The 12139-nt window shown below is 72.2% G+C and carries 11 protein-coding genes; 6 read left to right on the top strand and 5 right to left on the bottom strand.

From position 1 onward, the window contains the following. Positions 1 to 197: 197 nt before the first annotated feature. Positions 198 to 704, bottom strand: a complete 507-nt coding sequence (locus tag C8250_RS10545) for a TetR/AcrR family transcriptional regulator C-terminal domain-containing protein (RefSeq protein WP_138353070.1) — start codon at positions 702 to 704, stop codon at positions 198 to 200. A gap of 33 nt (positions 705 to 737) precedes the next feature. Between C8250_RS10545 and C8250_RS10540 the strand changes: the two genes are divergently transcribed. Further along, a complete protein-coding gene (locus C8250_RS10540; protein ID WP_138353071.1) occupies positions 738 to 1001 on the top strand; it encodes a hypothetical protein in 264 nt (87 codons plus the stop codon). Here C8250_RS10540 and C8250_RS10535 read toward each other — a convergent pair. From C8250_RS10535 to C8250_RS10525, 3 genes are all read right to left on the bottom strand, one after another. Then, positions 929 to 1978 carry a phosphatidylinositol-specific phospholipase C domain-containing protein gene (locus C8250_RS10535; protein WP_232485047.1) on the bottom strand — a complete coding sequence of 350 codons (1050 nt, stop codon included), beginning with the start codon at positions 1976 to 1978 and terminating at the stop codon, positions 929 to 931. The genes C8250_RS10540 and C8250_RS10535 overlap by 73 nt on opposite strands. 117 nt (positions 1979 to 2095) lie before the next feature. Continuing rightward, entirely contained in the window at positions 2096 to 2956 is an 861-nt protein-coding gene (locus C8250_RS10530) for an MBL fold metallo-hydrolase (protein ID WP_138353072.1), read from the bottom strand. Between the two features lie 9 nt (positions 2957 to 2965). Further along, entirely contained in the window at positions 2966 to 3991 is a 1026-nt protein-coding gene (locus tag C8250_RS10525) for an MsnO8 family LLM class oxidoreductase (protein ID WP_138353073.1), read from the bottom strand. A 146-nt stretch (positions 3992 to 4137) separates the two neighbouring features. On the opposite strand from C8250_RS10525, the gene C8250_RS10520 reads away from it, so the two are divergent. Together C8250_RS10520 and C8250_RS10515 are read left to right on the top strand one after the other, a co-directional pair. Next, positions 4138 to 5535, top strand: a complete 1398-nt coding sequence (locus C8250_RS10520) for an NADP-dependent succinic semialdehyde dehydrogenase (RefSeq protein ID WP_138353074.1) — start codon at positions 4138 to 4140, stop codon at positions 5533 to 5535. A 178-nt stretch (positions 5536 to 5713) separates the two neighbouring features. Then, positions 5714 to 6328 carry an LAETG motif-containing sortase-dependent surface protein gene (locus C8250_RS10515; protein WP_138353075.1) on the top strand — a complete coding sequence of 205 codons (615 nt, stop codon included), beginning with the start codon at positions 5714 to 5716 and terminating at the stop codon, positions 6326 to 6328. 101 nt (positions 6329 to 6429) lie between these two features. On the opposite strand, the gene C8250_RS10510 is transcribed toward C8250_RS10515, so the two are convergent. Further along, positions 6430 to 6906 (bottom strand): nuclear transport factor 2 family protein, encoded by a 477-nt coding sequence (locus C8250_RS10510; protein ID WP_138353076.1) that lies wholly within the window; start codon positions 6904 to 6906, stop codon positions 6430 to 6432. 187 nt (positions 6907 to 7093) lie between these two features. Here C8250_RS10510 and C8250_RS10505 point away from each other — a divergent pair, with 187 nt between their 5' ends. The 3 genes from C8250_RS10505 (at position 7094) to C8250_RS10495 (ending at position 12093) form a co-directional block, all read left to right on the top strand. Then, on the top strand, positions 7094 to 9733 hold the full coding sequence (locus tag C8250_RS10505; protein WP_187144808.1) for an alpha/beta fold hydrolase: 2640 nt from the start codon (positions 7094 to 7096) through the stop codon (positions 9731 to 9733). Beyond that, complete coding sequence (locus C8250_RS10500; protein ID WP_138353077.1) at positions 9730 to 10623, top strand: ABC transporter permease; 894 nt, start codon at positions 9730 to 9732, stop codon at positions 10621 to 10623. Before C8250_RS10505 ends, C8250_RS10500 begins: the two co-directional genes overlap by 4 nt. Before the next feature lie 129 nt (positions 10624 to 10752). After that, the gene (locus C8250_RS10495; RefSeq protein WP_138353078.1) at positions 10753 to 12093 is read left to right on the top strand and encodes an esterase-like activity of phytase family protein; all 1341 of its coding nucleotides are present in this window, start codon (positions 10753 to 10755) and stop codon (positions 12091 to 12093) included. The last annotated feature ends 46 nt before the right edge of the window (positions 12094 to 12139 follow it).

The following is a 12139-nucleotide window of genomic DNA, read 5'->3' as shown; positions in this document are numbered from 1 at the left end:
TCGTGGGGGTTTCGGCCGGGCGTGGGAGAGACTACGAGCACCCCTGCAGCAAGTCCATAAGTCAGCGCAATATTGCGACGATCGATTGCAAGGAAGAGCTAGACCCATGGCACAAAAGGGCGTTGAAGGGCAGCGCGGGAGACCCGGAGGTCGGAAGCACGCGCTGCGACAGCCGTTTCCGCGGCGGTGGGGACCCGTTATCGGGTGACGAAGACCTCGATGCCGTCGAGCAGGCGGCGCAGCCCGAACTCGAAGATCGTGTCGAGGCTGATCTCCAGGTCGTGGCGCCCGGCGAGGGAGGAGTACGTGGGGAACCGGCCCGACGCCACGATGGCCTGCATCGCCGCGTCGTTGGCGTCCAGATACTGCTGGCTGGTGATCCCGGTGGCGTGCTCGGCCTCCGCCTCGGCCTCCAGGTTCACCGCGGTGCCCCGGGCGTAGTTCACCATCGTGACCGCCACATGGATCATGTCGGCCGGATCGAGGTGGTCCAGTGCGCGCATGGACCACTCGACGACGGCCATCGCGTTGGGCACCAGCGGTGGCCTGGTCGTCGACATCACCTGCGCCAGCCACGGGTGGCGGCGGTACATCTCCCACTGCAGCCGGGTGCCCTGCTCCAGCCGGTCCCGCCAGCCGGACGGTCCCGGCTCGGGCAGTTCGCCCCGGCCGGCCGCCTCGTCGGCCATCAGCACGACGAGCACAGCGTCCGCGAGACCCTGGGCAGCGCCCAGGCGGTGGCCGCGCAGCTGCCCGGCCGGACCGGTGACGCCGTACTGGGCGCGGCGCGCGACGCGTTCGTCGGCGGACTGCACGCCGCCGCCGTCGGCGCCGCGGTGGTGTGCGCCGCGGCGGCCGTCCTCGCGCTGTACGCGCTGCGGGACGTGCCGGCCGCGTCGCCCACCACCGTGGCGGATCCGGAAGCGGGTCAGCCGCGCGGGTACACCGAGGAGAGTACGGACGGCAGCGCGTACCAGTCGGCGGTCACCAGGCTGCCGTGACGCGCGGCGACCTGAGCGGCCTTGGCCCTCGCCTCGGCCTCCGTCGGATGGGTGCCGTCGATGGCGGGCGCCACCTTGTTCACGTCCGTCATCACCACGATGTAGTGCCGGCTGTCGTACCAGGCGGTGTCGATCCCGCCGTCCACATAGGCGGCGGCGTCACCGTCGAAGAACACGAACCACGGACGGAGCGTCGCGTCCGGGTAGCGGGAGGTCCGCGGGTCGGCCGCCGCGGCGCCGTGCACGGCGGGGAAGGCGGCCGCCTGGGGCAGCGTTCCGGCTGCGGCGAGGTTCCGCAGCCGGGTCGCGTACTCCTTGTCGGTCCACAGGCTGTCGAAGGGGTTGCTCTCCTCGACGGTGCCGGGTATCAGGTCGACGAGGAACTTGCCCGCCAGCGCCGCCCGCGTCGGCCAGGCGCCCGCGAGCGCCGCCGCGTCGAGGGTGCCGTGCCCGCCCACCAGGTCCGCCGGGCGGTACAGGGTGTTGCCGAGCTTGCTGCCCACCAGGGCGTCGAACTCGTCGGGGCCCAGGCCGCCCTTGTCGTTGAAGCCGTCCTTCATCTCCACCTTGAGCAGCACCGGGGCGTGTCCGGGGTGCGCGTCGCTCCACGCCTTGATGTCGGCGAGGCAGCCCTCGAAGCTCTGGTTGACCGGCTTGACGCGCAGCTGGGAGGCGTTGGCGGCGTTCTCGCAGTTGTTGTCGTTGCCGAAGGGGTTGCTGTGCGAGACCCGGAACTTCGCGCCGCCCAGCGCATTGGTCCAGACGTCCAGTTCCAGCAGCGCGGCACCGGAGTCCAGCGCGTCGGCGAAGTACGGGTACTTGGCCTTGTCGTACGCGTTGTGCACACCCACCCCGGTGCTGCCGGAGTAGGGGAGGGTGTCGGTGCCCGCCGCCTGCGATCCGGTCGGGACGAGAAGGGTCAGTGCCGCCGCCGCGGCGAGTGCCGCCGCTGCCGATGTGCGTCCGAACATGCGCATGAGCCGCCTCCCATAAAGAGCAAGTGGGAAGCAGGTTAGGGGAGTTGCACTGCCACAGGGTGATCGCGGGACGACGGGAGGTGAACTACTCGGTGCCGGCGGCCAACGAGGACGCCGCTAACCCGTGATGTCCACGATGAAGTTGTCAAAGATGTGCGCACCCGGCCGGCCGCCGGTCTCGGTGAGAGCCTTCCGCAGTGCCGTCAGCTGACCGGTGGTCAGCTGCAGCGGTGGCTCGTCCGGCTGGTATGTGGTGCCGCGCGGATACGCGTCGCCGGGAGTGGTGGTCATCTCGATGTGGCAGCCCAGGATGTGGCTCACCGGGCGGGTGGCGCAGAAGTCGAGCAGCCGGTCGACGGTGGCGGTGAACGCGGCGGTGTCCTGGACGTAGAGCATGCCCGGGTAGAAGGAGTCGCCGGTCAGCAGCAGACCGGTGGCCCGGTCGTAGAGGACGACGGCCGCCTCCTGGTGGCCGGGGCCCGGGATCACGTCCAGGACGCGGCCGCCGCCGAGGTCCAGTTCGGCCCGGGTGTCCGGCCAGCCCGTCAGGCCGAAGAAGTCGATGACGTCCGCCAGGCCGGGTCCCACCACGGTGGTGTCCGGGCGGCCGGTGAACTGGCCGTCGGCCGCGATGTGGTCGCCGTGCCCGTGCGTGTGGGCGACCAGCAGCCCGTAGCCCGGCCGCGGATGGCGTACCAGCCAGTCGTCGATCGCCGCGTCGACCGTGCGGCGCAGCGGGAAGTACCGCTCGTCCGCGGTTGCCCCGGTGTCCAGCAGCAGGGCCCGGTCCGCGCCGAGGAACAGGAAGACGAACGGCGCCTCGAAGTGCACCGACATGTTCTGCCGCAGGATCAGCGTGTGCTCGTCGTACGCGTGCACCTGGATCTCCGGCGCGGGGTCGTGCTTCGCCGACGGCCAGCCGGCGTGCCACCGGACGTCGAGGTCTCCCGGCCCGGCCGGCCCGCTGAAGTCGTTCATGGGGCGACGCTACAGGGCGCCCGCCGGGGTGCCCATGCCCACTGCCACGGCCAGCCGGCCGAAGGAGTCGAGCAGTTCCGCGCGGTCGAAGGTACTGGTGGTCAGCAGGATCTCGTCGGCGCCGGTGCGGCCCACGAGAGCGCCGAGCGCCGCGGCCACCTCGTCCCCGGTCCCGTGGAGCTGGCCCTCCAGCGCCGCGTCGAAGTACGAGCGCTCACGCGCTGACATGTCCAGCGCCTCCACCTCCGCCGTCGGCAGGAGCGGCGGGAAGGCCCCATGAGTGCGGGAGTACGCGCTCGACCAGGCCTCGGACAGCAGCAGCCGGCGCGCGGCCGCCGGTGTCGCGGCGGCCGCGGCGCCGGCGGACACCACGACGTACGGCTCCGCCGACCAGGCGGAGGCACGGAAACCGTCCCGGTACCGCTCGATGGCGCGCAGCATCGGGTCCTCGCCGCGGACGGCGCCGATCACCAGCGGCAGCCCCAGCGCCGCCGCGTGATCGGCCCCGGAGCCGGTGGCCAGCACGAACGCGGGCGGCCGCAGGCCCTCGGCGGGCCAGGCGTGCACCTCGGGGTGCACCCGCTGCTCGCCGGTGAACCAGCCGAGCAGCTCCGTCAGCTGCGCGCCGAAGTCCTCGGCGGCCTCCTTGTCGCGGCCCAGCGCCCGCCGGATGCCGTCGGTGAACCCGACCGACCGGCCCAGGCCCATGTCGACGCGCCCGGGGAAGAGCGCCTCCAGGACGCCGAACTGCTCCGCCACCACCAGCGGCCGGTGATTGGGCAGCATCACGCCGCCCGTACCGACCCGGATCCGCGAGGTGGCGGCCGCGACGGCCGCCGCCAGCACGGTCGGTGCCGAACCGGCCACTCCGGGCACACTGTGGTGCTCCGAGACCCAGAACCGGTGGTAACCGAGCGTCTCGGCCTGCCGGGCGAAGCGGACGGTGTCCCGCAGCGCCTGGGAGTGGCTCTGTCCCTGGCGGGTGCGCGACCGGTCCAGGATGGACAACGGGGTGTCTCGGAGTGCTGATGTCACCTTCGGTTCAACGCCGTGGATCACTGAGGATTCCCGGCCCGGATCCGCCGTCCGGCCCCCGGTGGCGCGGCGCCGGTGCCGAATGCGGGTTCATACGCGAAAATGGGGCAAACGATCAGGACTGCCGAGCCCCAGGAGGCATTGCCGTGCCGATCGCGACCGTGAACCCGGCGACGGGCGAGACGCTCAGGACGTTCGAGGCCCTCGGGACCGCCGGGGTAGAGGAGAAGCTCGCCCTGGCCGAAGCCGCCTTCCGCCAGTACCGCACCACCTCCTTCGGCGAGCGCGCCGAGCTGATGCGCCGCGCGGCCGCGCTGCTGGAGGAGGAGGGCGAGGACATCGCCCGCACCATGACCACCGAGATGGGCAAGACGCTGGTCGCCGCCCGCGCGGAGGCCGCCAAGTGCGCCAAGGCCATGCGCTGGTACGCGGAGCGCGCCGAGGGCCTGCTGGCCGACGAGCACCCGGAACCGGCCGACGTCAAGGACTCCGGTGGCGCGCGCGCCTATGTGCGCTACCGCCCGCTGGGCGTGGTGCTGGCCGTCATGCCGTGGAACTTCCCGCTCTGGCAGGTGGTCCGGTTCGCCGCGCCGGCCCTGATGGCGGGCAACACCGGCCTGCTCAAGCACGCCTCCAACGTTCCGCAGACCGCGCTGTACCTGGGCGACCTGTTCCACCGCGCGGGATTCCCCGAGGGGTGCTTCCAGACACTGCTGATCGGATCCGGCGCCGTCGAGGGGATCCTGCGCGACCCGCGGATCGTGGCGGCGACCCTGACCGGCAGCGAGCCGGCCGGCCGCGCGGTGGCCGCGACCGCCGGTGACGTCGTCAAGCACACGGTCCTGGAACTCGGCGGCAGCGACCCGTTCGTGGTCATGCCGTCCGCCGACACCGCGCGGGCCGCGAAGACCGCGGTCACCGCCCGGGTGCAGAACAACGGGCAGTCCTGCATCGCGGCCAAGCGCTTCATCGTGCACGCCGACGTGTACGACGAGTTCGCCGCGCTCTTCACCGAGACGATGGCCGCGCTGCGGATCGGCGACCCGATGGACGAGTCCACCGATGTCGGGCCGCTCGCCACCGAACAGGGCCGGGCCGACCTGGAGGAACTCGTCACCGACGCCGAGAAGCTCGGCGCGACGGCGCTCTGCGGCGGGCAGCGTCCCGCGTCACAGGCGGCGGGCTGGTTCTACGAGCCGACGGTGCTCGCGGGGATCACCGAGCGGATGCGCATCCATCACGAGGAGGCGTTCGGCCCGGTGGCCACCCTCTACAAGGCCGCGGACCTCGACGAGGCGGTGCGGCTGGCCAACGACACGCCCTTCGGGCTCAGCTCCAACGTCTGGACCCGGGACGAAGCCGAACAGGAGCGCTTCGTACGGGACCTGGAGGCGGGCGGCGTCTTCTTCAACGGGATGACCGCCTCCCACCCGGCCATGCCGTTCGGCGGGGTGAAGCGCTCCGGCTACGGACGCGAGCTGTCCGGGCACGGCATCCGCGAGTTCTGCAACATCACCACGGTGTGGCACAGCGCGGCCTCCTGACGCCTGCCGGTTCGTCCGTGACCCCCGGTGCCCCTGTGGCGCCGGGGGTCACTGCTGAGCGGGTGCGGACATGACACCTGGGGCGGTGTCGGGACGCGGGAGGGGCGGGTGTAGGGTCCGCGTCTCGCACACGCGCGGTTGAACGGGGCTGCCGCCAAGGGAAGTTCATGGAGGATTCATGCAGATAGAGCACCACGGCCGGGTTCGTACCGGTGCGATAGCCGCCGTCAGTTTCGCGGCACTCGTCGGAACGGGCGTTCTCGCCACTCCGGCATCGGCGCACACGCCGGTCTGGTCGGTCACCTGCGACAAGGTCACCGTCGACCTCACGCAGTACAACAGCAAGGTCGAGAACACCGTCACGATCACCGTGGACGGCAAGGACCTGCTGGCGAAGACCAGCTTCAAGAGCTCCTTCCACAAGACGCTGGACCTGGCGAAGCACGGTCAGGACGTGTCCGTGCACCTCGTCGTCAAGGCGGGCGACACGTCGGACAAGCACAACTTCGACAAGGACGAGACCAAGACGGTCGCTCCCTGCAAGGGTGACGAGTCCACCCCGCCCAAGACTCCGCCCACCACGGCGCCGTCCACGAAGCCGTCCACCCCGCCGGCCACGCCGACGTCGAGCGCGCCCGTCGTCAAGCCGAGCCAGTCCACCCCGCCGACCAACCTGGCGGAGACCGGTGGTTCCAGCTCCACGCCGATCATCGGCGGCATCGCCGCGGCCGTCGTGGCCGCCGGTGCGGGCCTGCTCTTCATGAACCGCAAGCGCCGCTCCTCGCACAGCTGATCCACCAGTTCCCACCCGCAGGCGGAATCCCCGTAGCGCGTCGGAGGGCCCGTACTCCTGGACTGTCCAGGGGTGCGGGCCCTTTTCGTCGGACCTCTTCGTCAGCCGGCCGCCTGACGGGACGACTTCGGCTGCCGGGGCCCGCCCGGCGCGAAGTGCATGTACGACTTCTCCTGGAAGCGCTCAGCGATACGCCAGGCGCCGCCGACGCGGACGAAAGCATCGATGTACCACATACCGCAGTGCAGTACCCCGCCGTCCGCCGCGCCCTGGTCGCCGGGCAGGACCAGCGGGTTGTGGCACATGGTGCGGCCGGTCGCGGTGTCGCCGTCGAGCCGGATCGAGGCGTTGCCCAGGAGGTGCTGGTAGGCGGGGAACCGCCCCATCACGGAGCCGAGGAAGTCCTTGATCTCCGGGAGGGTGCCGCGTGGCCCGCCGGTCGCGGTGTAGTCGATGACGGCGCCCGCGGCGAACACCTCGTCGAGCAGGTCCCATTGCCGGGTGTCGACGGCGTGGCAGTAGTCGACCATCAGGTCCTGTATCTCCAGCCGGTCGGAGATTTCGGTGAGCGTCAGCATGCGGCTCCCGGTACTTCGCGGCCCCCGAGGGGCCGTTGGGCGGTCGGAACCGCCATGGATCGCACGGGCCGTTCGAGAAGTCAAGGGAGGCGGCCGTCCGGGGCCCACTGCCGCGGTGTCTGTGAATACGCGGGGAATCCCACGGCCGGTTCGAGGCCGGCCGTGGTGGCGACCGTAGGATCGGACCATGGATCTTCGACTGCCGCGGCGCAAGCGGTTGCTCACCGGCGCGGTGGTGCTCGCCCTGCTCGGTGGCGCCGGAACGTGGGCGGTGGCGTCGTCGGCCGCCTCGTCCGGCACCGCCGTGCACCAGGAGGACGCGATGCTCCCCGGGCAGGGGGAGCGGCTCGACACGTCGTTCTTCACCTCCGGCGGGACGCAGCGCCGCCCCGCCGTGCTGCTCGGACACGGCTTCGGCGGCAGCAAGGACGACATGCGCGACCAGGCCGAGGACCTGGCCCGCCGGGGCTACGCCGTGCTCACCTGGTCCGCCCGCGGCTTCGGGAAGTCCACCGGCACCATCGGCCTCAACGCGCCGGACGGTGAGGTCGCCGATGTGAGCCGGCTCGTCGACTGGCTCGCCAAGCGGCCCGAGGTACGGCTCGACGCGGCGGGCGACCCCCGGGTCGGGGTCGCCGGGGCGTCCTACGGCGGGGCGATCTCGCTGCTCGCCGCGGGGTACGACCGGCGGATCGACGCCATCGCCCCGCAGATCACCTACTGGAACCTCGCCGACTCGCTCTTCCCCGGGGACGTCTACAAGAAGCTCTGGGCCGGGATCTTCTTCTCCAGCGGCGCACGGGCCGGCGATCCGGCGTGCGGACGCTTCGCGCCGGCCGTCTGCGCGATGTACCAGCGGGTCGCCGTCGCCGGGAAGCCCGACGCGGACGCCCGCGCCATGCTGGACAAGCTCAGCCCGTCCGCCGTCGCGGACCGCATCAAGGTGCCGACCCTGATCGTGCAGGGCCAGAGCGACTCGCTCTTCCCGCTCGGCCAGGCCGACGCCATGGCGAAGGCGATCACCGCGAACGGCGCGCCCGTCGACGTCGACTGGATCTCCGGCGGCCACGACGGCGGCGACCTGGAGACCGCCCGGGTGGACGGCCGGGTCGCCGCCTGGTTCGACCGCTACCTCAAGGGCGACACCTCGGCCGGCACCGGACCGGCCTTCCGGGTGACCCGCACCGGCGGGGTGAACTCCACCGACGGCCGCGCCGTGTTGCGCGGCGCGACCGCGGACCGCTACCCGGGCCTGGCCGGCACCTCGTCCCGTACGGTCCCGCTCACCGGCGGCGAGCAGACCATCGCCAACCCCGCGGGCGGCAGCCCGCCCGCGATCTCCTCGCTCCCGGGCATCGGCGGCCTCTCTCAGCTGTCCAGCCTCGGCGCGGGCATCTCGCTGGACTTCCCCGGCCAGTCGGCGCACTTCGACTCGGCCCCGCTCGCCTCCGGGATCCGCGTCACCGGCTCGCCCACCGTCACCGTGCGCGTCAGGACCGCGGCGGACGACGCGGTCCTCTTCGCGAAGCTCTACGACGTCTCCGCGGACGGCCGCCAGTCGCTGCCCGCGCAACTCGTCACCCCGGTACGCGTCGGCGGTTCGGCCGGCGGCAGCAGCGTGGAGCTGCGGCTGCCCGCTGTCGACCACCAGTTCGCGGCCGGCCACCGGCTGCGCCTCGTCCTGGCCAGTACCGACCTCGCCTACGCCTCACCGGCCCCGGCCGCCACGTACACGGTCTCGCTCACCGCTCCCGCGCTGACGCTGCCGACCGCCCCCGGGGTCGCCACCGCGGCCGCCGGGCTGCCGTGGTGGACCTGGGGCATGCCGCTCGGCGCGGCCGTCGTCGCCGCGCTGCTGCTCCTCACCGGCCGCCGCCGGGTGCGGACCCCGGCCCCCGACCCGGCGCTGTCCGGGGTACCGCTGCAGATCACCGACCTGAGCAAGAAGTACGCCAAGTCCGCCGACCGCTACGCCGTCCGCGATCTGACGTTCCGTGTCGAACGCGGCCAGGTGCTCGGACTCCTCGGCCCCAACGGCGCCGGAAAGACCACCACACTGCGGATGCTGATGGGGCTGATCCGTCCCGACGGCGGCGAGATCCGGGTCTTCGGCGAGGCCATCAGGCCCGGTGCGCCGGTGCTGTCCCGGGTCGGCTCGTTCGTCGAGGGCGCGGGCTTCCTGCCGCACCTGTCGGGGCGCGCCAACCTCGACCTGTACTGGCAGGCCACCGGCCGGCCCGCGCAGGACGCGCACTTCGAGGAGGCGCTGGAGATCGCCGGCCTCGGCGACGCGCTGCGCCGGGCGGTCCGCACCTACTCGCAGGGCATGCGGCAGCGGCTCGCCATCGCGCAGGCGATGCTCGGCATGCCGGACCTGCTGATCCTGGACGAGCCGACCAACGGCCTCGACCCGCCGCAGATCCGCGAGATGCGCGAGGTGCTCATCCGGTACGCGGCCGAGGGCCGCACCGTGATCGTCTCCAGCCATCTGCTCGCCGAGGTCGAGCAGAGCTGCACCCACCTCGTCGTGATGGACCGCGGACGGCTGATCACCGCGGGCCCGGTCGGGCAGATCACCGGCTCCGCCGACACCCTGCTCGTCGGGGTCGAGGGCGAACTGCCCGAAGGGGTCCTGGAGAAGGTCGCCGAGCTGCCGGGGCTGTCCGGCGCGGTGCGCGGCGACGACGGCCTGCTCATCGCCCTCGACGGGATGACCGTCCCGCAACTCCTCGTCGAACTCGTCCGGCTGGACGTCCCGGTCACGCGGGTCGGACCGCAGCGCCGCCTGGAGGACGCCTTCCTCACCCTCATCGGAGGCAACGCATGAGCGCCACCGCCTCGGCACCTTCCCCGGCCTCCGCTCCCGCCACCTCCACGGCCCCCGGCTACCACCCGCGGCGCACCCTGCCGCTTTGGGTGGAGGCGATGCGGCAGTTGCGGCGGCGGCGCACCCTCGTGGTCGGCGCGGTGCTCGCCGCACTGCCCTTCATCCTCATCGCGGCCTTCGCCATCGGCGGCCAGCCCGACGGCAGCGACAGCCGCAACGGGCCCTCCCTCATCGACACCGCGACCGCCTCCGGCGCCAACTTCGCCGCCACCTGCCTGTTCGTCTCTGCGGGCTTCCTGCTGGTGGTGCCGGTGGCGCTGTTCTGCGGCGACACCATCGCCTCGGAGGCCAGCTGGTCCTCGCTGCGCTATCTGCTGGCCGCGCCGGTGCCCCGGATGCGGCTGCTCACCAGCAAGTTCCTGGTGGCGCTCGGCTTCAGCGCGGCGGCGATGCTCCTGCTGCCCGTCGTCGCCCTCGCGGCCGGCACCGTCGCCTACGGCTGGGGCGATCTGCAGATTCCCACCGGCGGATCCCTGCCCTCCGCCACGGCGCTGCCGCGGCTGGGCATCGTCATCACGTTCATCTTCGTCAGCCAGCTGGTCACCGCGGCGCTCGCCTTCTGGCTCTCGACAATCACCGACGCCCCGCTCGGAGCCGTCGGCGGAGCCGTCGGGCTCACCATCGTCGGCAACGTCCTGGACGCCGTCACCGCGCTCGGCTCCTGGCGCGATCTGCTCCCCGCCCACTGGCAGTACTCCTGGGCCGACGCCCTCCAGCCGCACCTCGAATGGTCCGGCATGATCCAGGGCGCCGCGGTCTCCGTCTCCTACGCCCTGGTGCTGACCGCCCTCGCCTTCCGCGGATTCCGGACGAAGGACGTCGTGTCCTGAGCGGCAGGGCCCTGGCGGGCGGTGCCGTTCGTCCAGTGCTGGGCGGGAGTTCACCGGAACGTGGGGCCGCGTTGGGCCAGACCGCAGAGCCTTGGGGCGCTTGACGTACTGGCGTTCTGGGGAGGTCCGATGGCTCTGCGTTCTCTGCGTCGTCCGGTGGCGGTGGTGATCCCGGTCGCCGCGCTCGCCGCCCTCGGGCTGCCCGGCCAGGCCGACGGCGCGCCCGCCGCGCACCGTCCGGCCGCGCGGGTCACCGGCACCGCCACCCTGCCCGCCATCCCGCTGGGGACGTTCAGCAACCGCCTGCTGCCCGGCACGGTCGGGGACGACCGCGGGGTGAAGCTCGGCGGCATCGGCAGTGACATCTTCCCGGCGGGACGTCCTGGTGAGTACTGGACCGTCACCGACCGGGGACCCAACGGCCAGATCAAGGTCGGCAAGGACAAGCGGCGTACGTTCCCCGTGCCGGGGTTCGACCCGGCGATCGTCAAGGTGAAGGTCGTCGGCGACACCCTCAAGGTACTGACGTCGATCCCCGTCACGACCTCGCACGGCGCGCCCGTCACCGGGCTGTCGGACCAGGCGTCGCGGGACGAGGCGCCCTTCACCTACGACGCGTCGACCCCGCTGGCGTACAACCCGAACGGGCTCGACACCGAGGGCATCGTCCGGGCGGACGACGGCACCTTCTGGCTCGTCGACGAGTACGGCCCCTCGCTGGTCCACGTCTCGGCGAAGGGCCGGGTGCTGGTCCGCTACGTGCCCAAGGGGCTCGGGCTGACCGGTGCCGACTACCCGGTCGTCGAATCGCTTCCGGCGATCCTGCTCCAGCGCAAGGCCAACCGCGGCTTCGAAGGGCTCACCCTGCTGCCCGGCGGTGACCTGGTGATGGCCGTGCAGAGCCCGCTGTCCAACCCGGACAAGACCGCGGGCGAGACCTCGCTGACCACCCGCCTGCTGCGCTTCTCGCCGCGCCACCGAGCGGTCACCGCCGAGTACGTCTACCGCTTCGACCCGGTGAACGTCGTCGACCCGAGCGAGACCGACCCCGCCGAGCTGAGGATCTCCTCGGTCGTCGCCGTCGGCCGGGACCGGCTGCTCGTCGAGGAGCGCACCGACAAGGCGGCCCGGCTGCACCTGGTCACGCTGCGCGGCCGGGACAACGTCCTCGGCCGGTCCTGGGACGACCCCGCGACCGCGCCCTCGCTGGAGCAGCTCGCCGACCCGGCCGCGGCCGGGGTGCCGGTCCTGGCGAAAAAGCTCGTCGTGGACCTGAACACGGTCCCGGGCGTGCCGCAGAAGATCGAGGGCGTCGCCGTCGTCGACCGCTCCACGCTCGTCCTGATCAACGACAACGACTTCGGCATGACGGACGGCCCGGGAGCGTTCGACGCCGCCGGACGCCTGGCCGACAGCGGTGTGCGGACTACCCTGGTACGTGTACGGCTGGACCGGCCGCTGCCCTGGTGAGCCGGATCCGGGAACCAGGACGGACCACTGGGCGTTCTTCCTGACA

This window comes from Streptomyces sp. So13.3 (assembly GCF_005860785.2).
Taxonomy (GTDB): Bacteria; Actinomycetota; Actinomycetes; order Streptomycetales; family Streptomycetaceae; genus Actinacidiphila; species Actinacidiphila fildesensis.
This window is presented reverse-complemented; position numbering and strand designations above follow the sequence as displayed.

Bases quoted from the DNA above. Each gene is read 5' to 3' on its own strand.
- C8250_RS10535 (WP_232485047.1), bottom strand. From the start codon at position 1,978: ATGCGCATGTTCGGACGCACATCGGCAGCGGCGGCACTCGCCGCGGCG.
- C8250_RS10530 (WP_138353072.1), bottom strand. From the start codon at position 2,956: ATGAACGACTTCAGCGGGCCGGCCGGGCCGGGAGACCTCGACGTCCGG.
- C8250_RS10515 (WP_138353075.1), top strand. From the start codon at position 5,714: ATGCAGATAGAGCACCACGGCCGGGTTCGTACCGGTGCGATAGCCGCC.
- C8250_RS10510 (WP_138353076.1), bottom strand. From the start codon at position 6,906: ATGCTGACGCTCACCGAAATCTCCGACCGGCTGGAGATACAGGACCTG.
- C8250_RS10505 (WP_187144808.1), top strand. From the start codon at position 7,094: ATGGATCTTCGACTGCCGCGGCGCAAGCGGTTGCTCACCGGCGCGGTG.
- C8250_RS10500 (WP_138353077.1), top strand. From the start codon at position 9,730: ATGAGCGCCACCGCCTCGGCACCTTCCCCGGCCTCCGCTCCCGCCACC.
- C8250_RS10495 (WP_138353078.1), top strand. From the start codon at position 10,753: ATGGCTCTGCGTTCTCTGCGTCGTCCGGTGGCGGTGGTGATCCCGGTC.